13 protein-coding genes are annotated in these 21,949 nt (G+C 72.8%); 10 read left to right on the top strand and 3 right to left on the bottom strand.

The window, feature by feature from the left end; translation table 11 throughout:
• Positions 1–19: 19 nt before the first annotated feature.
• Positions 20–1,588: a flavin-containing monooxygenase gene (locus ACFW1I_RS24605; protein ID WP_384673641.1), complete on the bottom strand. Its 1,569-nt coding sequence runs from the start codon at positions 1,586–1,588 to the stop codon at positions 20–22.
• A gap of 68 nt (positions 1,589–1,656) precedes the next feature.
• Positions 1,657–2,868: a cytochrome P450 gene (locus tag ACFW1I_RS24600; protein ID WP_384673638.1), complete on the bottom strand. Its 1,212-nt coding sequence runs from the start codon at positions 2,866–2,868 to the stop codon at positions 1,657–1,659.
• 301 nt (positions 2,869–3,169) lie between these two features.
• Here ACFW1I_RS24600 and ACFW1I_RS24595 point away from each other — a divergent pair, with 301 nt between their 5' ends.
• Positions 3,170–3,412 carry an MbtH family protein gene (locus tag ACFW1I_RS24595; RefSeq protein WP_384673635.1) on the top strand — a complete coding sequence of 81 codons (243 nt, stop codon included), beginning with the start codon at positions 3,170–3,172 and terminating at the stop codon, positions 3,410–3,412.
• Positions 3,413–3,451: 39 nt separating this feature from the next.
• Positions 3,452–3,952, top strand: a complete 501-nt coding sequence (locus ACFW1I_RS24590) for a winged helix-turn-helix domain-containing protein (protein ID WP_384673632.1) — start codon at positions 3,452–3,454, stop codon at positions 3,950–3,952.
• A gap of 52 nt (positions 3,953–4,004) precedes the next feature.
• Here the strand turns inward: ACFW1I_RS24590 and ACFW1I_RS24585 are convergent, their stop codons facing one another.
• Complete coding sequence (locus tag ACFW1I_RS24585; RefSeq protein ID WP_384673630.1) at positions 4,005–4,724, bottom strand: tryptophan 2,3-dioxygenase family protein; 720 nt, start codon at positions 4,722–4,724, stop codon at positions 4,005–4,007.
• Positions 4,725–4,939: 215 nt separating this feature from the next.
• On the opposite strand from ACFW1I_RS24585, the gene ACFW1I_RS24580 reads away from it, so the two are divergent.
• The 8 genes from ACFW1I_RS24580 (at position 4,940) to ACFW1I_RS24545 (ending at position 21,811) form a co-directional block, all read left to right on the top strand.
• Positions 4,940–6,706 (top strand): non-ribosomal peptide synthetase, encoded by a 1,767-nt coding sequence (locus ACFW1I_RS24580; protein ID WP_384673627.1) that lies wholly within the window; start codon positions 4,940–4,942, stop codon positions 6,704–6,706.
• A 58-nt stretch (positions 6,707–6,764) separates the two neighbouring features.
• A complete protein-coding gene (locus ACFW1I_RS24575) occupies positions 6,765–11,357 on the top strand; it encodes an amino acid adenylation domain-containing protein (protein ID WP_384673624.1) in 4,593 nt (1,530 codons plus the stop codon).
• A complete protein-coding gene (locus ACFW1I_RS24570) occupies positions 11,354–15,577 on the top strand; it encodes an amino acid adenylation domain-containing protein (protein ID WP_384673622.1) in 4,224 nt (1,407 codons plus the stop codon). Before ACFW1I_RS24575 ends, ACFW1I_RS24570 begins: the two co-directional genes overlap by 4 nt.
• Positions 15,574–16,683, top strand: a complete 1,110-nt coding sequence (locus tag ACFW1I_RS24565; RefSeq protein WP_384673619.1) for a Gfo/Idh/MocA family oxidoreductase — start codon at positions 15,574–15,576, stop codon at positions 16,681–16,683. Before ACFW1I_RS24570 ends, ACFW1I_RS24565 begins: the two co-directional genes overlap by 4 nt.
• Before the next feature lie 221 nt (positions 16,684–16,904).
• A complete protein-coding gene (locus ACFW1I_RS24560; protein ID WP_384673616.1) occupies positions 16,905–18,623 on the top strand; it encodes an ABC transporter ATP-binding protein in 1,719 nt (572 codons plus the stop codon).
• On the top strand, positions 18,620–20,338 hold the full coding sequence (locus tag ACFW1I_RS24555; RefSeq protein ID WP_384673613.1) for an ABC transporter ATP-binding protein: 1,719 nt from the start codon (positions 18,620–18,622) through the stop codon (positions 20,336–20,338). The genes ACFW1I_RS24560 and ACFW1I_RS24555 overlap by 4 nt, the downstream gene beginning before the upstream one ends.
• Before the next feature lie 5 nt (positions 20,339–20,343).
• Positions 20,344–21,144 carry a thioesterase II family protein gene (locus tag ACFW1I_RS24550; RefSeq protein ID WP_384673610.1) on the top strand — a complete coding sequence of 267 codons (801 nt, stop codon included), beginning with the start codon at positions 20,344–20,346 and terminating at the stop codon, positions 21,142–21,144.
• 91 nt (positions 21,145–21,235) lie between these two features.
• A complete protein-coding gene (locus ACFW1I_RS24545; protein WP_384673607.1) occupies positions 21,236–21,811 on the top strand; it encodes an MptD family putative ECF transporter S component in 576 nt (191 codons plus the stop codon).
• Positions 21,812–21,949: the final 138 nt, after the last annotated feature.

Genomic DNA, 21,949 nt, shown 5'->3' with positions numbered 1-21,949 from the left:
CCGGCGTGCGGCTGTCCGGTCAGTACTTCGGGTCCGCCTTCATCAGGCCGGCCGCGATGAGCAGCCGCGAGACGCCGCTGACCGCCGTGGCGGCGAGGGCCTGCGGGAAGGTGAACGCGATCGGCACGCCCATGATGGCCCTGCGCGCCGTCCGGGGGTCGCTGTGGGGACCGAACAGGCGGTAGATGTGCGGCATCTGGGAGCCGACCCACAGCCGGTACGCCAGCGCCGGGCGGAGGAGGACGGCCGGGCGCCAGGGGGAGCAGCCGAGCACCTTCGCGAAGTCGATCATGAAGTGGTTGTAGTGGACCAGGGTCCGCAGGTGCGGGTTGCCGTGGAACACCTCGTTCTCGTACGACGCCTGGCGCTCGATGAGCCCCTGGAGCCGGACGGGGTCCGGCAGCTTCATCCGGCCGCTGCACAGCTGGGCGAAGTAGCGGGCCTGCATCTCGGAGCAGGCCGGGACGCCGCCGGCGGCCGGGCGGGCCCAGCCGATGAAGACGACGCCGGTGCCGAGCTTCGGGTGGATCATGTGCTTGTACAGCCGTCGCACGTCGGTGACGTCGGCGTCCTTCACGATGCCGAAGTCCTCGATGTACCCGGTGTTGAGCATGATCGTGTCGATCTTCTCGCGCCGGCCGTCCTTGAAGAGGACGTAGTCCTTCCCCAGACGCTCGATGCCCGTCGCGTTGACGGAGAGGCTGCCGTCGACGATCCGGTGGACGAACGCCTCGTTCTTGGTCAGGAAGTGGTGGAAGAAGTGCCGGTTCTTCGCGTTCCAGGCGGCCACCGCCCGGGCGGCGCCCGTCTTGCCCCGGCTCTTGTTCCGCCGCATGCCCATCCGCATGAACGCGCCGGCCGCGGCCAGCGGGACCGAGTGCAGCAGGTGCGAGGTGAAGGCGTCGTTGGTGTGCGGACCGCCTCCGGGGTACCGCTCGACGATGGGCTGGTAGCGCCGCACCGACAGCGTGCAGGCGTCCGCCACCTGGGCGATCTCGTTGACGACGTCCGCGGCCGTCTCGCCGATGCCTATGCACAGGACGCGTCTGCCGCGGAAGCGCTCGGCGTTGCGGTAGTGGGCCGAGTGCACGATCTCGCCGGCGAAGTCCTCCTGGCCGGGCAGGTCCACGTAGTTGGGGACCCGGTGGGTGCCGGTGGCGATGACGACCGCGTCGAAGCGGTGCGAGGTCCGCTCCGTGGGGGCGTCCGTCGGCTCGACCTCCACGGTGTAGCCGCCGTCGTCGTTCCTGGTGATGCCCAGGACGTCCACGCCGCCGCGGATCGTGGGGGTGACACCGAACTTCTCGGCGAAGTCCTGCAGGTAGCGCCGGTATTCGCCGGCCGACCAGAACAGCCGCTCCTGTCCCTCCGGCGGGGGGAAGCTGGAGAACGTCATCATGTAGTTGGAGATCGTCAGCATCGTCGAGTCGTAGGCGCCCGCCTCGTCGGCACCGATGCCGGAGCGGAACACGCCGCCGATCTCCGTGCTGCGGTCGAAGCAGGTGACGGTGTGCCCCTCGTCGAGCAGTTCCTTCACCGTGACCAGGCCGGAGGGACCCGCGCCGATCACACAGATGTTCTTCTTCATTGTCACCTCTTGATGGGGGTCGTGATCGTCCTCGGACGGTGTCCGGCCGAGTGCGGCTGAGCGCGTCCTCACCTGGGCGCGAAGTGAACCGGCAGGCTCTCGTACCCGGTGAGGAAGTTGGAGTAGAGACGGTGGGGCGTGCCGCGCAGCTCCATCCGGTCGACCTGGTCCACCAGGGCGGCGAGCAGCGCCCGGAGCTCCGCCCGGCCGAGGTAGGCGCCCAGGCAGTAGTGGGGGCCGTGACCGAACGACAGGTGCCGGTTGGGGGAGCGGGACAGGGTGAAGCGGCGCGGTTCGTGGAACACCGACTCGTCGTTGTTGGCCGAGATGTTCCACAGGGTGACGATGTCGCCCTCGCGGATCCGCCGGCCGTGCAGTTCGAAGTCCCGGACGGCGGTGCGGGCCAGGTGGATGCCCGGGGTCGACCAGCGGATGATCTCCTCGACCGCCGAGTCGAGGGAGACCTCTCCGCTCTTCAGTGCCTGCCACTCGCCGGGGTTCTCGATGAGGGCGAGCACCGCGCAGATCGCCGAGATCCGGGAGGTCTCGTCGCCGCCGAGGATGAGGCTGTAGCAGTTGACGGCGATCTCGTCGAGGGAGAGCGGCCGGTCGTCGATCTCGGCCGCGGCGAGCATGCTGACGACGTCGTCGCCGGGGGAGTCCCGTCGCTCCTGGGCCAGTTCCATGAAGTAGAGGACGATCTCGTTGCGGGCGCCGAGCGCGTCGAGGTCGGTGCCGTCCGCGTGGCCCGAGGACAGGGCCATCTTGCTCCACCCCAGGAGGCTCTCGCGGTCCTCGGACGGGACGGCCAGCAGATCGCAGATGGTGTTCATCGGGATGCGCTCGGCCACCGAGGCGGCGAAGTCGAACGAGTCCAGCCCCACGACCTCCGACACCAGCCGGTGCGCGCGCCGCTGGACCTTCTCCACGACCGGGCCGAGCCCGCGCGGGGTGAACGCGCTGAAGAGCAGGTTGCGGAGCTGCCGGTGACGCGGGCCGTCGGTGACCGCCAGCATGCTGCCGCCGGCGGAGTCGTCACGGCGCAGCACGACGTCGAGGACGTTGCCCCGGACGGAGGTCAGCGGCCCGTCCCGGTAGAGCTCCTGGATGTCGGCGTACCGGGACACCACCCAGAAGCCGGGGTGCCGCTCGGTGGGTTCGTGCCAGTAGACGGGGCGTTCGGCACGCACCGCGCGCCAGAACTCGTGGACGTCGTTCTCCACAAATGTGGCCGGATCGGTCAGATCCAGGGAACGGAATTCGAGAGCGGACTGCGTCATTGGCCGAGCATGACAGGCGCAGACCGGCCACTGTCCGAACTCTTGCCCGTTCCTTTCGCCGCGGACCGGGGCCTTCCGGACCGGGTCCGGGAGCGCCGGGGGTCCGCTCTCCGACCCGCCGAGATGATCATGGCTCGATTGTCAATAGGTAAAACGCACACGGACGAATGCGGAGTGAAGCTGCCTTGTCAAGGTCCCCGCTGCTAATGTCGACAACGCTTCCCGGGGGGCGCGGCGGCGGGAAATGTCCGACGGTCACCGGGTCGCTTTCACTGTTTCGGATCGAGAAAGGTCTGAATTGATGCCTCATTCATTCGAGGACGATAGCGCGGAATTTCTGGCGCTGTGCAACGACGAGGAGCAGTACTCGTTATGGCCGGAAAAGGTCGCGGTGCCGGCCGGCTGGCGGGTCGTCTACGGCCCGGCCGTCCGCGCCGAGACCGTCGACTACATCGAACGCAACTGGACGGACATGCGCCCGAAGAGCCTGCGGGACGCGATGGCGGCGCACGGCGGCCCGTCGGCGGAGGAGTGTCCCGCCTGATGGGTGACGTCAACGGGGTGAGGTCACTGGGGGGCAGCTGTGCATGCTGATGTGAAGAACCGGGTCACATTCGTCCGCTGGCCGGCGGAAAGGAACATCCGCGAGCAGTGCAAGGCCCGGGGGCATCTCTGCCTCCTGGTGGTCGAGCACGGAGCCTCGCCGCCGGAGCAGCTGAGCCTCTACGAGGACTGGGTACGGCCCCCCATCGTGCAGGAGGACCTCCAGGCCCGGCTGAGGCAGTTGGCCCATCGGGCCGTTCTCAAGTCCAAGCCCGTGGTGGACCCGACCGGCATCCTCTACTTCGAGGACTCGTCCGTCACGCTCTCCCTGACGCAGTGCGAGATGCTCGCGCCGCTGGTCGCGCGCTACGGACAGATCATCTACCGCACCGAACTGCGGGAGATCCTCAAGAACTCCGGCTCCAGCTCGTCCAGCAACGCACTGGACCTGCACGTCATGCGGCTCCGCCGGCGCCTGCAGATCGTCGGGCTCGCGGTGCGCAACGTCTGGGGACGCGGCTTCGTCCTCGAACCCCTCTAGCAGGCGCCGCCGGCGGCGCGGTGGCGGGTGGCGTGACCGGCGCCACCCGGGGTCACGAGCCCGTGACGCTGAGACCGACGTGCGCGTGGCTGCGCAGCTCGCGCAGCTCGGCGAAGGGGAGGGTGCAGCGATTGACCAGGTAGTCGGCTCCCGAGGTGCCGCCGGTTCCGGCGTGCGGGCCCAGCACCCTCGTGATCAGGCTGATGTGGCTCACCTGCCATCGCCAGTAGCCGTTGCCCACGTCGAGCAGCGCCTCGATGACGCGGTAGTGGATGCCGGCGTCGATGCCCTGCCGGGCCAGGTCGGCGACCGAGTGTCCCGACCTGGCCACCCACGCGGCGAACGCCTGGTACAGCGGCCCCTCCGTCGTGGCGTCGCCGATCAGGTGGGCCAGCCGGTGGAACTGCTCCGACTGCGCGCCGCTCGCCGTGCCCAGCAGCGTGCGGAACGTGGCGAAGTCGCCGAGCGGCAGCCGGTCCAGCGCGGTCAGCTGGGTGTTCAGCAGGCGGACGAGTTCCCCGGCGCGCTGCAGCAGATCGACGATCCATTCCGCCTCGGACGTGTCGTCGCTCGTCGTCATGACGTCCACGACGGCTTCGAGGTCGGAGAGGATCTGCCTGAGCCACAGTTCGCTCGCCTGGTGCGCGATGATGAAGAACTGCTCCGAAAGAACCGTCGATCTCATTTCCACGGATTCCGCGGCGCGGGGCTTCTGGAGGGACAGCAGCGCGTCCAGTTCGAGGTAGTCACGATACTTTACGTCGTCGGTCACTTTGATTCCTTCTCTCCGTGACGAGGTTGCGGAGCAACGAAGTCAGGCCCTCACTCATCATGGCGGGGCCGAGGGCCCGTCGAGCCGCCGGAGAAAGAGTTCTTTCACGGCTCGGCCGGCCTCCCGGGCTCCGTGACATCGTCGGATCATTCCTGCTGGAACTCTGTGTCGGAGGCGGAGCGGCGTTGAACACTGTTTCGGAGATATTCGAGTCCGTGGTTGCCGAGTCGGGGAGCGCGCCTGCCGTCGTCTTCGGTGACACCGTCGTCGAATACGCGGAGCTGAACGCGAGCGCGAACCGGCTCGCCCGGCGGCTGATCGCCGCCGGCGTGGGCCCGGACTCGCTCGTGGCCATCGCCGTTCCGCGATCGGACCGGCTGATCGTCGCGGTGCTCGCGGTGCTGAAGGCCGGTGGCGCGTATCTGCCGCTGGACCCCGGCTACCCGGCCGAGCGGCTCGCCCACATGGTCGTGGACGCGCGCCCGGTGCTGCTGCTGCGGACCGAGGGCGTCGGCTCCCCCGGCCTGGACGTGCCCGAACTCGTGCTCGACGACCCCGCCTTCGAGGCCGGGTGCGCGGCGGAGCGCGGCGACGACGTCACCGACGGCGAGCGCCTGTCCCCGCTGACCCCGGCCCATCTGATGTACGTCATCTACACCTCCGGCTCCACCGGGGTCCCCAAGGGCGTCGCGCTGAGCCACACCGGCGTGACGGACCTCGTCTCCACCCAGAAGCGGCTGTACGGGGTCGGGGTCGGCCAGCGCGTCCTGCAGTGGGCCTCCTTCAGCTTCGACGCCTGGTTCTGGGACTTCGCGCTCGCGCTGCTGAACGGCGCGACCCTGGTGATGGCCGAGCAGCACGCCCTCATGCCGGGCGAGTCGCTGCGCGAGACCATGCTCACGTACGCCATCGACCACGCCGTCCTGCCGCCGGTCGCCCTGGGCGTCACGGACAGCGAGGGACTGCTGGTCGACGGGACGATCACCTCCACCGGCGACGTCTGCACCCGGTCGCTCGCCGAGGAATGGTCCAAGGGCAGGCGGCTGTTCAACGCCTACGGCCCGACCGAGGTGACCGTCGGCACCTCCATCGGCGGACCCATCGAGGGCGTCCAGGAGGAGGTGACCGTCGGCACCCCGTGGGACGGCGCCGCCGTGTACGTGCTCGACGAGGGGCTGCGGGAGCTCCGCGACGGCCGGGAGGGCGAGCTGTACCTCGCGGGCAGCGGCGTGGCGCGCGGCTACCTGAACCGCCCGGGCCTGACGGCGAGCCGGTTCGTGGCCGACCCGTACGGCCCGCCCGGAAGCAGGATGTACCGGTCGGGCGACCGGGGCCGGCTGGAGGCCGACGGCGAGCTGTACTTCACCGGCCGGATCGACCATCAGGTGAAGGTCCGCGGCTTCCGCATCGAGCTCGGCGAGATCGAGTCGCGGCTGGAGAGCCACCCGGCGGTCGAGATCGTCGTCGCGGCCGTCGGCGGTGCGGACGTCGCCACCGAGCACATCGTCGCCTACGTCAAGACGTCGGCACGGCACGGCGTCGCCGAGGCGGAGCTGCGGGAGTACGCCCGCCGCGCGCTGCCCGAGCACATGGTCCCGTCGAGCATCGTCGTGCTCGACCGCTTCCCGACCATGCTGAACGGAAAGGTCGACCGCAAGGCGCTCGCCGAACGCGCCGCCCGCGGTGGGGACGGGGCCGCCCCGGACGCGACGCCGCGGCCCGCGGCCGGCACCGCCGTCGACCCGGACGCGTACGAAGAGGTCCTGTGCGCCATGGTGCGCGAGACGCTGCAGATCGCGGCGGCCGGACCGGAGGACAACTTCTTCGACCTGGGCGGCCATTCGATGCTCGCCGCGAAGCTGGCCGGCCGGATCCGCAAGGAGCTCGGCATCGCCGTCCCGATGCGAGCGCTGTTCGAGGCCCGGACCCTGGCCGATCTGGCGCGGGTCATGGAGCAGTCCCAGCAGGCCGGACCGGCCTGATTTTCCGTCGGTCGGCGAGAGACGCGGCGAAGTCATGAGCGTGCAAGGGAGCTTGGAAATGTCACTGGAGAATGTCGGCCACGGCCCGGACGAACCCGACGCCGGGCACCCCGCGCTGGACCGGGGCGTCCTGCGCGGAATGGTGTCCGAGCTGCTCGGCATGGAGCTGACCGAGGAGGACGACGACAGCAACCTCTTCGAACTCGGCCTCCAGTCGCTGGAGATGATGCGGCTGGCGACCCGGCTCACCCGCACCGGCTCCGACGTCACCTTCGTGGAGCTGTCCGACGACCCGCGCCTGTCGGCCTGGTTCGACCTCGTCGCGCCCGGCGCGGGCGCGGGCACCGCGCCGCGGCCCGCCGAGGCGGACGACGCCCTCCCGGTGGACGGGCCCTTCGCGCTCACGCCGGTCCAGCAGGCGTATCTGATCGGCCGCAGCGACGACCAGCCGCTGGGCGGCGTCAGCTGTCACGCCTACCTGGAGTTCGACGCGCGGCAGCTCGACCCCCGGCGCCTGGAGGACGCGGTACGCGCCCTGATCGAGCGCCACCCGATGCTGCGCGTGTCGTTCGCCGACGACGCCACGCAGCGCGTCCTGCCCACCTCGCCCTGGCCCGGGGTCACCGTCCACGACCTCCGGGACCGCACCGCCGAGGAGGCGGACACCGCCGCCCGGGAGCTCCGCGACACGCTCTCCCACCGCCGCATGCGCGTCGAGAGCGGCGAGGTCGTCGACGCCCAGCTGACCCGGCTGCCCGACGGCACCGACCGGCTCCACCTCAACGTCGACCTGCTCGCCTCCGACCTCGCCAGCATCCGCGTCCTGCTCGACGACCTGGCCGCCCTGTACGACGACCCGGACGCCCTCGACGCGATCGCCTACACCTTCGGGCGCTACGTCACCGACCAGGAGCGGATCCGCGGCGCGGAGCGCGAGCGGGACCGCGCGTACTGGCAGGAGCGGGTGCCCACGCTGCCGGGCGGTCCGAAGCTGCCGCTGGCCGTCGACCCCGAGGCGGTCGAGGTGCCGAGGTTCGTCCGCCGTTCCGTGACGCTCTCGCCGGACGAGTGGCGCGGCCTGGAGCAGCGGGCCGGCGAGGCCGGCCTGACCCCGTCGGTGGTGCTCGCCACGGCCTACGCCATGGTCCTCGGCCGCTGGAGCGGCGAGGAGCGCTTCCTGCTCAACGTGCCGCTGTTCGACCGCGACCTCGACGCCCACCCCCAGATCGACCGCATCGTCGCCGACTTCACGGGACTGGCGCTCGTCGAGGTCGACCTGTCCGGCGACGCCTTCGCCGACCACGCGCGCGCCCTCCAGAAGCGCATGCACGAGGACCTCGGCCACGCCGCCTACTCCGGCGTGGACGTGCTCCGCGACCTCACCCGCGCCGACCCGGACACCCCCCGCACGGCGCCGGTCGTCTTCGCCTGCGACCTGTCGGCGCCGCTGGTCCCCGACGCGTTCGCCGCCCGCTTCGGCGAGCCGACCTGGATGATCTCCCAGACCCCGCAGATCTGGCTCGACCACCAGGTCTACCGCGAGCGGGACGGCGGCGTGCTGCTGGTGTGGGACGCCGTGGACGAGCTCTTCCCCGCCGGGGTGCTCGACGCGATGCTGGCGGCCTACGAGTCGGTGGTGCGCGGTCTGGCGGCCGGCGCGTGGGAGACCTCGCTGCCGGAGCTCCCGCTCCCGGCCGAGCAGCGGAGCCGGCGGACCGAGGTCAACTCCCGGACCCGCGACACCACCGAGAACCTGCTGCACACCGTCTTCTTCGACCGGGCCGCCGAACGGACCGGGCAGCCCGCCCTGCTGTGGGGCGAGCGCGGCGAGACGTCCCACGACGAGCTGGCCCGGCGCGCCCTCGCCATCGCCGGCGCGCTCGCCGGGCGCGGCGTCGGCCGCGGCTCGTACGTCGCCGTGACCGTGCCCAAGGGCGCCGACCAGATCGCCGCCGTGCTCGGCGTCCTCGCCTCCGGCGCCGCGTACGTCCCGATCGGCGTGGACCAGCCGGCCGAGCGGCGCGCCCGCATCCTCGAACTCAGTGGCGCCCGCGTCGTCCTGGACGGCACCGGCGACCCGGAACCGGCCCACCCCGGCACCGAGGTGCTGACGGTCGAGGAGGCGCTGGCCGCGCGCCCCCTGGCCGCACCGGTGGCCGCCGACCCGGACGACCCCGCGTACGTCATCTTCACCTCGGGCTCGACCGGCCTGCCCAAGGGCGTCGAGCTCAGCCACCGCGCCGCCGTCAACACCGTCGAGGACGTGAACGAGCGGTTCGGGATCGGGTCGGGCGACCGCGTCCTCGCGGTCTCCGCGCTCGACTTCGACCTGTCGGTGTGGGACGTCTTCGGCTTCCTCTCGGCCGGCGGCGCCGCCGTCCTGGTGCCGGAGTCCGGCCGCCGCGACGCCGCCGAGTGGCTGACGCTCTGCCGGCGGCACGGGGTGACGGTCTGGAACACCGTCCCCGCCCTGCTCGACATGGCGCTGACCGCCGCCGACGCCGGGTCCTTCCCCACCACCCTGCGCCTGGCCCTCCTCTCCGGCGACTGGATCGGACTGGACCTGCCCGACCGGCTGGACCGCGCGTCGAACGGCCGCTGCCGGCTCATCGCGCTCGGCGGCGCCACCGAGGCCGCGATCTGGTCGAACGCCTACGAGGTGACCTCGGTACCGGACGGCTGGCGGTCGATCCCGTACGGGAAGCCGCTGCGCAACCAGAAGTTCCGGGTGGTCGACGGCCGCGGGCGGGACTGCCCCGACTGGGTGCCCGGCGAACTCTGGATCGGCGGGGCCGGCGTGGCCCTCGGCTACCGCGGCGACCGCGAGCTGACCGAGGCCCGGTTCCCCACCGTGGACGGCGAGCGCTGGTACCGCACCGGCGACCTCGGCCGCTACCGGCCCGACGGCAACCTGGAGTTCCTCGGCCGCCTCGACCACCAGGTGAAGATCAACGGCTTCCGGGTCGAGCTCGGCGAGATCGAGACCTGCCTCCAGGCCCATCCCGCGGTCGCCCAGGCGGTGGCCGTCCCCTTCACCGAGGGGCGCAGGGAACTCGTCGCCGCCCTGGTCGAACGCCCGTCGCTCCCGGACCGCGTCCAGGCGCACACCGACCGGACCCCCGCGGGCGGGCGGCGGGAGAACCCCTTCCTGCCGCGGACCGCCGCGACCGGGGCCGCCGATCCCCACCTGCACGAGCACCGGCTCGTGGAGAGGCTGCTCGCCGGTGTCGTCGCCCCCCTCGTCGGACCCGACGGCGCCACCGCGGACGACCCCTCCGTCTGCGCCGAACAGCGGCCCGTGGTGGACGTCTGGCTCGCCTACCTGGACCGGCGCGGCGTGCTCGCCCGCGGCGCCGACACCGCGTACCGGCACGGCCCGCGATGGGCCGAGGCCACCGACCCGGCCCGGGGCGACGAGGTCCGCGAGGCCGTCCGCGGCACCGCCCTCGACACCGTCGCCACCGCCCTGGAATGGGCCGGGCCGCTCTACTCGGCCATCATCACCGGCGCCGCCGACGCCACCGCCCTGCTCGACGACCCGGTGCTGGCCCCCGAGGCGCTCGGCGACCTGATGCCCGGCAACGCCGCCGGCCTCGACGCCGTCGCGGAGGACCTGCGGACCCGGGCCGGCGCCGGCGAGGCGCCCGCCGTGGCGGAGTGGGACGTGGTCGGCGGCCGCGGCGCCGCCCGGCTGCTCGGCGCGCTCGGACCGGACACCGTCGCGTACACCCTGCTCGGCTCCTCGGCGCCCGCGCTGGCCAAGGCCGAGACGCTGCTCGGCGACAAGGGACACGAGACCCGCACCGCCGTGCAGAGCGGCTCCGCGATCTCCGCCCAGCACCTCCACGCCTACGACGGCGTGGTGGCCAACAACGTCCTGCACCGGATGCCGGACGCCGGGCTCGCCCTCGTCACGATGGCCCTCCTGCTCGCCCCCGGCGGCCGCCTCTACCTGCTCGAACGCGAACACCCGACGCCACTGGCCCTGGTCACCGCGCTGCCCCTGGAGGCCCGCGCGGGCCGCTTCGAGGGCGACCGGGCGGACTCCGCCTGGCTGCACGGCCGCGAGCGGTGGGCCGAGGCGTGCGCCGAGGCCGGACTGTGCGACGTCCGGGTGCTGCGCTCCGAGCCCACCGGAGAGATCCTGCTCGTCGCCGAGCGGCCCCGGACCGCCCGCGGCATCGACGGGGCCCAGCTGCGCCGCTGGGCGGCGGACCGGCTGCCCGAGCACATGGTCCCCGCCCACCTCGTCGTCCTGCCCACGCTGCCGCTCAGCGGCAACGGCAAGGTCGACCGCAAGCGGATCCGCACCGTCCTGGAGCAGTCCGCCGACCGCCCGCGCGACACGGGGAACCCGCCGCAGGGCGCCACCGAGACGTTCGTCGCCGAGCGGTGGAGCAAGCTCCTCGGCCTGGACGCGGTGGGACGAGAGGAGAACTTCTTCCGGCTCGGCGGCGACAGCCTCCTCGCGACGCGCTTCGTCGCCGAGGTGCGCGCGGCGACGGGCATCGAACTGCCCATGCGGGAGGTCATGCGCACGCCGACCGTCGCGGGGCTGGGTGAACTGCTCGACCGGCTCGGATCCGTCGGCGGCGTAGCGCCGGCCGACGGCTGGGACGACGGCGACGATTGCGAAGAGGGTGCGGTGTGAACGCCGACGAACTGATCGAGGAATTCCGCGGCGCCGGGATCCGGCTCTGGCGCGAGGGCGGCCGGCTGCGCTTCCGCGCGCCCCGCGGCGCGATGACCGAACAGCGGCTCGCCGACCTGCGCCGGTGTAAGGCGGAGCTGCTGGACCGGATGCCCGACACCGCCGCGCCCGGCGGGGCGGAGGCGTCCGGCGGCACGGTCTGGGAGGACCGGCCCGAGGACCGCGAACTGCCCTTCCCGCTCACCGACATCCAGTCGGCCTACCTCTTCGGCCGCAACGCCGCCTTCGACTACGGAGGCGTCTCCTGCCACGTCTACCTGGAGTACGAGTACCCGGCGGACCTGGACCACGACCGGCTCCAGCGGGCCTGGGACGGCCTGGTGCGCCGCCACGAGACCCTGCGGACGGTCATCTCCGAGGACGGCACCCAGCGGGTCCTGCCGGCCCTGGAGGACACCCGCATCGACCTCGCCGACCTGCGCGGCGCGTCCTCCGACACCGTCGAGAAGACGATCGACGACGTGCGCGACGAGCTGTCCCACAAGGTGCACCCCGCCGGTGAGCGCCCCATGTACGAGCTGCGCCTGACCCGGACGGCGGACCGCAGCGTGCTGCACGTCTCCGTGGACTTCATGGCGCTGGACTGGCTCAGCATGCAGCAGGTCCTCTTCGAGCTGGACAGCCGCTACCGCCGGCCCGACTGTGAACTGCCCCCGGTGGACGCCACCTTCAGGGACTACGTGCTCGCCGAACGCCGGCTCCGCGAGACCGCCCGGTACGCGAGCGACCGCGACTACTGGTCGCGGCGCATCGACGAGCTGCCCGGCGCGCCCGCGCTGCCGCTGCGCGACGACCACGATCCGGCGACCGCCCCCGCGCGCTTCCGCCGGCTGACCTCGACCCTCGGCCCCCGGGTGTGGCAGGCGCTGAAGGAACGGGCCGGCGCGCACGGCATCACGCCCGCCAACGTCGTGCTGGCGGCGTACGCGGAGACCATCGGCCGCTGGAGCGACACCGAACGCTTCAGCCTCGGCCTGCCCGTGCTCAACCGGCTGCCGCTCCACCCGCAGGTGGACCGGCTGCTCGGCGACTTCACCTCGCTGAGCCTGCTCGCCGTCGGCGGCGAGGGCCGGACGACCTTCGCGGAACGGGCCGTCGCCCTGGGCGAGCAGGTCTTCGAGGACCTCGACCACCGGCTGTACAGCGGCGTGGAGGTGCTGCGCGAGCTCGCCCGGCGCCGTGGCCGCGAGGCGGCGGTGGTGCCCGTGGTGTTCACCGGCAGCATCGGGGTCGGCGGCGGCGCGGTGTCGCCCGCGGGCCGGAAGGCGCGGCCCGTCCACGGCATCAGCCAGACCCCGCAGGTCTGGATCGACTGCCAGGTGGGCGACCAGTACGGCGGCCTGGACATGAACTGGGACGTCCGCGAAGGGGTCTTCCCCGACGGCCTGGTGGACGACATGTTCGCCGCCTTCGAGGGGCTGCTGCACCGGCTGGCCGAGAGCGACCGGCCGTGGTCGGCGGTGGACCCGCAGCCCCTGCCGGAGCGCCTGCGCGCCCCGCGCGACGCGGCGAACGCGACGGAGGCGCCGGTCCCCGACGGGCTGCTGCACGACCCGCTCGTGGCGTACGCCCGCGCGTTCCCGGACCGGACCGCGGTGATCGACCCGGCCGGGACGCTGACCTACGGGCAGTGGCTGGGGCGGGCGGCCGCCGTGGCCGAGCGGCTGGTGGCCGAGGGATGCCGGCCGGGCGACTTCGTCGGCGTGCTGATCGACAAGAGCCGGGAGCAGGCCGTCGCGGTGCTCGGCGTGCTCCTCGCCGGCGGCGTGTACGTGCCGGTCGACCTCGGCCAGCCCCGGGTCCGCCGGGACCGGATCCTCACCGACTGCGGCGCCCGGTACACCGTGGTGGCGGGCACCGCGACCGACGGCCCGCCCGGAGTCCTGGCGGTGGACGTCTCCGCGGTGACCCCCGTCCCGCTGGACGGGATCGCGGACACCCCCGCGACCGGACCCGACGCGCTCGCCTACGTCATGCACACCTCGGGCTCGACCGGGGTGCCCAAGGGCGTGATGATCACCCACCGGGCCGCGGCCAACACGGTGCACGACATCAACACGCGCTTCGGCGTCGGCGCCGACGACCGGGTCCTGGGGCTGGCCGCGCTCAGCTTCGACCTCTCCGTCTACGACCTCTTCGGTCCGCCGGCCCTCGGTGCCGCGCTGGTGCTGCCGGACCCCGCCCGGCGGGGCGACCCCTCGCACTGGGCCGCCATGATGGCCGCGCACGGCGTGACCGTGTGGAACTCGGTCCCCGCCCAGCTGCAGATGCTCATGCACTACCTGGACGTCGAACCCGCCGACCTCTCCCGGCTGCGGCTGGCCCTGCTCTCCGGCGACTGGATCCCGCTGTCGCTGCCCGGCCACGCCGGCCGGCACGTGCCCGGGGCGGAGCTGATCGGGATGGGCGGGGCGACGGAGGCGGCGATCTGGTCGATCTACCACCCCATCAGGACCGTCGCACCGCACTGGCGCAGCATCCCGTACGGGCGTCCGCTGGCCAACCAGCGGTTCCACGTCCTCGACTCCGCCCTGCGCGACCGGCCCGACCTGGTCGTCGGCGAGCTGTACATCGCCGGCGTCGGCCTGGCCACGGGCTACCTCAACGATCCCGAGCGGACCGCGGAGCGCTTCCTCCGGCACCCCGAGACGGGCGAGGCGCTCTACCGCACCGGCGACCTGGGCCGCTATCTGCCCGACGGGGAGATCGAGTTCTGCGGCCGCGCCGACCAGCAGATCAAGATCCGCGGACACCGCATCGAGCTCGGCGAGATCGAGTCCGTGCTCGACGACCACCCCGCCGTGGGCAGCTGCGTGGTGCTGGCCACGGGCGGCGACGCCTTCGAACGCGCCCTGGTCGCCTTCGTGCTGCCGGAGCACCGGCCGGCGTCCGTGGAGGGCGCGGAGCTCCAGCGCTGGGTCGCCGAGCGGCTGCCGTCGCACATGATCCCGGCCCAGGTGAAGATCGTCGAGACGCTGCCGCTGACCCCCAACGGCAAGGTCGACCGCAAGCGCCTGCTCGACTCGGCGCCGGTGCCCACCGCCCCCCGGGCGGCGTCCGGCGAACCGCCGCGCCCCGGCCTCGAAGAGCGGATCGCCGCCCTGTGGGCCGAGGTCCTGGGCGGTGAGCCGCCCCACCGTGACCAGGGCTTCTTCGACGCGGGCGGCAACTCGCTGCTGGCCGCGCAGTTCGTCGGACAGGTGCGCGAGCGCGTCGCCGAGGCCGCCGTGACCACCTTCGACGTCATGCTGCGCGCCCTGCTGGACCGGCCCACGGTCGCCGGCCTCGCCGAGTGGCTGACCTCCCTGGCCGGGACCGCGGCCGCGACGCCCGACCCGGCGGAGCGGGAGCCGAGCACGGCCCTGGTCCCGCTGGCCGGAGGCGGGCAGGGGCCGACCCGGATCCTGGTACACGACGGCACCGGCTCCCTGGCCGCGTACCACGAGCTGGTCGACGCGCTGGGAGCGGACGGAACCCTGCTGGGGCTCGCCCTCCCCGGCGACGACGGGCCCGGCGACCGCGCCGCGCCGGACCTCTTCGGCGAACTCGCGGCCGGGTACGCCCGGGAGGTGCGGGCCGCAGGACACGACGAGGTGGAGATCATCGGCCACTGCCTCGGCGCGCCGGTCGCGCTCGAACTGGCCCGGATCCTCGACGAGGCGGGCGTGACGGTCGGCCGGCTGACCGTCGTGTCCGGCCACCCCGTCCCGCGGGAGCCGTACGACGACCTGACGGTCGACCACGCCTTCACCCGGGCACTGGGAGCCGACCCGGCGACCGGCGCGGCGGCCGACGCCCTCGGGCTGACGGACCCGGCCGAGCGGCGGGCGGCGCTGCACCGCGCCCTGGCCGGCCCGGACCGGGCGGGGACCGACGAGCGGCGGCTCGCGGCCCTGCACTCCGCCTTCGCGCGGGCCCTGGAGGCGGCGGCGCGCTACGAACCGGAGCCGTACGCCGGGGACATCGTCCTGCTGCGCCCGGTCGAGCCGGGGCACCTCGTGCCCGGTCCCCGCGAGGACGCGGCGGACTACTGGCGGGAGGTGGCCCTGGGAGACCTGACGGTGGTCGACGTCCCGGGCGACCACGTCGGCTGTGTGCGCGCGCCGCACGCGGCGCGGACGGCGGAGGCGATCACCGCCCCGCCGGAGGAGGGCCGATGACCCACGAGCGACCGATGCGCGTGGTCGTGTGCGGTACCCGGTTCGGCCAGGTCTACCTCTCGGCGCTGCACCGCGCCGCGCCCGGGCGCTACCGGCTCGCCGGCATCCTGGCGCGGGGCAGCGCCCGCTCGGCGGCCCTCGCCGAGCGGTACGGCGTCCCCCTGTACGGCAAGGTCGACGAGCTGCCCGACGACATCGACGCGGCCTGCGTCGTGGTGTCGTCGGCGGTCGGCGGCGGCCGGGGCGCCGAGCTGGCCAAGGAGCTGCTCGGGCGCGGCATCCACGTCCTCCAGGAGCACCCGGTGCACGCGACCGAGGTGGCGGACTGCCTGCGGGTGGCGCGCCGGTCGGGGGCCCAGTACCTGGTGAACACCTTCTATCCGCACCTCGAACCGGTCCGGCGGTTCACCGCGGCCGCCCGGCGGCTGCTCGAACTGCGCACGCCGGTGTTCGTCGACGCGATGTGCGCGGTCCAGGTCTCCTTCGACCTGCTCGACATCCTGGCCGGGATCTTCGACGGACTGCGCCCCTGGTCGCTCTCCCCGGTCGAACGCCGGCCCGGACGGCCGCTGGTGAGCGTCGACGGGCAGGTCGCGGGGGTGCCGCTGACGCTGCGGGTGGAGAACCGGATGCAGGCGGGGGACGACAGTTCGAGCCTCTTCCTGCACCGCGTCACCATCGGGACCGACGCGGGCAACCTCATGCTGGCCAACACCCACGGACCGGTGCTGTGGAGCCCGGTCCTGAGCATGCCGTCCGACGCGACGGGACAGTTCCTCCCGGACGCGTCGGAGGTGGCGGAGCGGTGGCCGCACGGTCTGGGCGTCACCGGCGCCCCCGTGGGGCCGGCCGAGACCCCCACCTGGGCGACCGCCCTGGACGACGTGTGGGGGGACGGGGTGCTCACCGCGCTCGACCTGCTGTGCGAGCGGGCCGCCGCCGGCGCGGACCCGCTGCGGGGCGGTCAGCGGCATCTGACCGTCGCCCGCGCCTGGACGGAGCTGACCGAGACCCTGGGATATCCGGAGGTGGCACACCCGGAGGGCGGCGATCCGCTGTCCGTCGCCGACCTGACCGGCCCGGCGTCATCTCCCTTCCGTCCGTAGGGGGTTCGGTTCACCCGGTGGTCGCCCCACTGTGGTGGCACTGTTTCGCCGTGCGCGGTACAGTGATATCGGAATGTGTTTGAAAATCGGATGGGAGAGCGATGAGTGTGCTCGATCCCGCTGAGGCGGGGGAGCGGTCCACGCGGTTAGCGGAGCCCGGTTCGTCCGGGAAGAACGACTTCGGGCGACTGCTCCGGCCTTACGTGTACAAGCTCGTGACCGTGGTGGTCCTGCAGGTCATCGGCGCCCTCGCGGGGCTGGCACCGCTGCTCGCCGTGGTGGAGCTCGGACGGACCCTGCTGGCGCCGGGCCCCGTCGACCGCGATCACGTGTGGAACGTGGTGCTGCTGGGCGTGATCGGTCTGTTCGTCCGGCTGATCTTCACCGCGGCGTCCTCCGGGGTCGGCCATGTCCTCGACGGGCAGGTGCAGTTGGCCTTCCGTCGCCGCCTGGCCGAGCAGCTGGGCCGGGTGCCGATCGGGTGGTTCTCGCAGCGCCGGACGGGTGAACTGTCCAAGGTGGTCGGCGAGGACGTGAGCGCGGTGCACCCGTTCATCGCCCACACCCCCGGCGAGCTCGTCTCCGCCTTCGTGGTGCCGCTCGCGTCGCTGGTCTACCTCTTCACCGTCGACTGGAAGCTGACGCTGATCACGCTGATCCCGGTCGTCATGGCGATGGCGCTGGTCCCGCTGATGATGACGCCGACGCGGCTGAAGGAGCAGGAGGAGTTCGACACCGCCATGGGCCGGATCTCGACCTCGGTGGTCGAGTTCGTCCAGGGCATCGCGGTGGTCAAGACGTTCGGCGGATCCGGGCGCGCGCACCGCACGTTCCAGACCTCGGCCGACGACTTCGTGGACACCTTCCGCCGGTGGGTCAACGGCATCTCCCGGATCGCCGCGGGCATGCAGCTCGCGCTCTCCCCGCCGTTCGTGCTGCTCGTCGTGCTCATCGGCGGCACCGTCCGGATCACCGGCGGCGGCCTCGCCCCGGCGGACCTGCTGCCGTTCCTGCTCCTCGGCCTGGGTCTGACGGCCCCCGTGGCCGCCCTCGGCCACGGCTTCGACGAGATGCAGGCCGCCGGCCGCGCCGTCGGACGCATCCGCGAGGTGCTGGAGGTCGAGTCCCTCCCGGAGTCGCCCCACCCGCGGATCCCGCAGGGCCACCGGGTGGAGTTCGACGGCGTCCGGTTCGGCTACGAGGACGACCGCGAGGTCCTCAGCGGCATCGACCTCGTCCTGGAGCCCGGCACGGTCACCGCCGTCGTGGGCCCCTCGGGAAGCGGCAAGTCCACCCTGGTGCAGCTGCTGCCCCGGTTCTTCGACCCCGACCAGGGCGCCGTGACCCTGGGCGGAGTCGACCTGCGGCAGCTCGGCAGCCGCGAGCTGTACGAGCGGGTGTCGTTCGTCTTCCAGGACGTCCGCCTGCTGCGCGCCTCGGTCGCGGACAACATCGCGCTGGCGGTGCCGCAGGCCGATCACGACGACGTGGTGCGGGCCGCGAAGCTCGCCAACATCCACGACCGGATCCTGGAACTTCCCCAGGGCTACGCGTCGGTGATCGGCGAGGAGGCCCGGCTGTCGGGCGGCGAGGCGCAGCGCATCGCGATCGCCCGCGCCCTGCTCGCCGACACCCCCGTCCTGGTCCTCGACGAGGCGACCGCCTTCGCCGACCCGCAGACCGAACAGGCCGTGCGCCAGGCGCTGGCGACCCTGGAGGGCGAGCGGACGGTCCTGGTCATCGCCCACCGGCTGGAGACCATCATGGACGCCGACGTCGTCGTGATGCTGGAGGAGGGGCGGATCGTCGAGCGCGGCCGTCCCACGGAACTGCTCGGCCGGAAGGGCAAGTTCGCCACGTTCTGGCAGGCCCAGCACTCGGCGGTCGGTGACGTCGCCGACGGCCTGGGCGGCGTACCCCAGGGAGATGAACTCCGATGATCCGCATGTTGCTGCGCGTGCTGGGACGCGAGTACGCCCGGCCGCTGCGCCGCACCGTCGCCCTGATGACGGTGACGGCGGTGGCCGAGGGACTGTCCTACGCACTGCTGGTCCCGGTACTGCACGAACTCTTCGGGGACACCCCTGGGGACGCCTGGCCGTGGCTGATCGGGTTCGGCGTGGCGTTCGCCGTCTACGCCGTGCTGCGCTACCTCAGCGACCTGTCCGGCTTCCAGGTCGGCGCCGCGCTGCTGCGCGGCATGTACCACCGGCTGGGCGACCACATGGCCCGGCTCCCCATCGGCTGGTACAACAACGCGAGCCGGCTGGGCGAGATCTCCGTCCTCGCCAGCCGCGGCGTGCTCCAGGCGATGTCCGTCATCGCGCACCTCCTGGCGCCGTTCATCTCGGCCAGCGTGACCCCGCTGACCATCGTCGTCGTGATGCTGGCCTTCAACTGGCAGCTCGGCCTGGCCGCGCTGGTCGCCGCGCCCCTCGTGGCCGGGATCCAGATCTGGGTGGGCCGCACGACGGCCGCCGGCGACGAGGAACGCCACCACCTCGACGAGGAGGCCGCCGGCCGCGTCATCGAGTTCCTCCAGGTCCAGCCGGTCCTGCGGGCCGGCGGCCGGACCGGGGAGCGCTTCGCGCTGCTCGACGACTCCCTGCGGAACGTCGAGCGGGCCTCGCGCCGCGCCACCTTCTCCGCGCTGCCCGGCGCGGTGGGCCTGACCATGACCGTCCAGGCCGTCTACACCGCCGTGCTGACCCTCGGCGTGTACCTGGCGCTGGACGGCGCCGTCGGTGTCGCCGAGGTCCTGACGATCCTGGTGCTGGCCGCCCGCTGCGCCGACCCGCTGCTGTCCCTGACGGACATCGGCGGCAAGCTCCGCGGCGCCCGTTCGGTCCTGGCCAAGCTCGACGCGCTCCTGCGCACCGAGCCGCTGCCCGAGCCGGCCGAGCCCAAGCAGCCGGCCGGCTACGACATCGAGTTCGACTCCGTCACCTTCCGGCACGGCGGCCGCACCGTCTTCGACGGCGCCTCCCTCACCGTGCCGCAGGGACAGCGGCTCGCCGTCATCGGCCCGTCCGGCGCGGGCAAGAGCACGCTCCTCCAGCTCCTCGCCCGCTTCTACGACGTCGACCAGGGCGCCGTGCGGATCGGCGGCGTGGACGTCCGCGACATGGACTCCGAGGCCCTGATGGGGCAGATCTCCATCGTCTTCCAGGACGTCTACCTGTTCGACGGCACCATCGAGGAGAACATCCGCCTCGGCCGCCCGGACGCCTCCGACGCCGACGTCCGCGCGGCGGCCCACGCCGCCCGCCTGGACGAGGTCATCGAGCGGCTGCCCGAGGGCTGGGCGGCCAACGTGGGCGAGGGCGGCGCGCTGCTCTCCGGCGGCGAGCGCCAGCGCGTCTCGATCGCCCGCGCCCTGCTCAAGGACGCCCCCGTCGTCCTCCTCGACGAGGTCACGTCCGCACTCGACCCGGTCAACGAGGCCGCCGTCCACGAGGGCATCGAACGCCTGATGGCCGGCCGGACCGTGGTCATGGTCGCCCACCGGATGCGCACCGTCCAGCGCGCCGACCGCGTCGTCTTCCTGGACGGCGGCCGGGTCGTGGAAGAGGGCAGCCACGACGAGCTCCTGAGCCGCGGGGGCCGGTACGCCGAGTTCTGGAACATCGCCATGGCCCCCGCGGCCGGGAAGTGAGCGAGATGTCCGTCGAACCGATGACCCGCGACGGCCGCACCGGCGCGTTCCGCCGCCTCGCCGAACGCCCGTACGCCCGCGCCCGGGTGGTGCTGTTCCCGCACGGCGGCGGCAGCGCCAGCTACTTCCGGACCTGGGCCGCGGCCGTCCCCTGGGACCTCGAGTTCCTCGCGGTCCAGTACCCGGGCCGCGAGGACCGGTACTCCGATCCGATGCCGGCCGACATCCAGAGCCTGGCCGCCGTCCTGGCGGACGGGCCGCCGGTCGACGGGCCGCAGCTCCCGACGATCCTGTTCGGCCACAGCATGGGCGCCCTCGTCGCCTACGAGGTGGCCCGCGAGATCACCGCGGCGGGCCACCCGCCGCAGGGGCTCGTGGTCTCGGGCCACCCGGCGCCCGAGCTGACCCGGCCGGGCACGGTGCACCTCGGCACCGACGAGGAGCTGGTCGAGGAGCTGCGCCGCACCGAGGCGACCCACACCGACGTCCTCGACAACGCCCCCCTCGTCGAGGCGTTCCTGCCCACCATCCGGTCCGACTACCGGATGAGCGAGACCTACCGGCCCCGGCCCGGCGCGCGCCTGACCACCCCGGTCACCGTGCTGTACGGCGACCGGGACCCGGAGATCCAGCCGTGGGAGGCCGAGGGGTGGAGCGACACCACCGACGGGACGTGCGAGGTGCGCGTCTTCGACGGCAGTCACTTCTACCTGGACCACCACGCGGACCAGGTCGTCGACCTGCTCACGGCGCACGCCCGCGCGGCCTCCGACGCCTCGGCGGCCCCCTGGCTCTCCGCGCCGTGAACACCGGCCGACCGCACACAACTCACCCGAACGAGACGAGGGCAGGGGCCCAGTGACAACCGAAGTCAGCCCGCAGCGCATGGACTTACGCATGAGTCCGCGGGATCTCATCAACATCGGAATCTTCGGCGCGCTCTACATCGTGACCGTGGGGGTGTTCACCCTCTTCGAATTCCTCGGGCCCGTGATGACCCTGGTGACGAGCGCGGTGAGCATCGTCGCGGCGGGCGTGCCCTTCATGCTCTTCCTCACCCGCGTCAAGCACGCCGGCATGGTCACCGTGCTGGCCGTCATCGTGAACGGCTTCATGCTGCTCATCGGCAGCCCGCCGATCGGTCTCGTCATCGGCGTGGTGGCCGCGGTGATCGCCGAGGCGCTGCTGTACGCGGGCCGGTACCGCTCGCGGAAGATGAGCGTGCTCGCCTACGCCGTGTTCAGCACCTGGATGGCCGGCCTGTTCGCGCCGATGCTGTACGCCCGTGAGGAGTTCCTCTCCAGCCCCTACATGGAGGGCATGGGCGAGGAGTACACGCGTCAGCTCAACGACCTGCTGTCCCCGGCGGTGCTGATCGGGTTCGACGTGTCCACGCTGGTCTTCGGAGTCGTCGGCGGCCTGCTCGGCGTCCGGCTCCTGGACAAGCACTTCCGCAAGGCCGGTCTGGTGTGACCCCGACCCGATCGCGGACGACCCCGGCCGCCGGCCCCCCCACGCCCCCCGCCCGGCCGGGGGGGCGCCCCCGCGGCGGGGGCGCGCCCCCGCCACCCGGTGTGGGTGGAGATGGCGCCCTCACCCCACGAAAGGTGG

Source organism: Streptomyces sp. NPDC058955, from assembly GCF_042741435.1.
In the GTDB taxonomy this organism is placed as follows: Bacteria; Actinomycetota; Actinomycetes; order Streptomycetales; family Streptomycetaceae; genus Streptomyces.
This window is presented reverse-complemented; position numbering and strand designations above follow the sequence as displayed.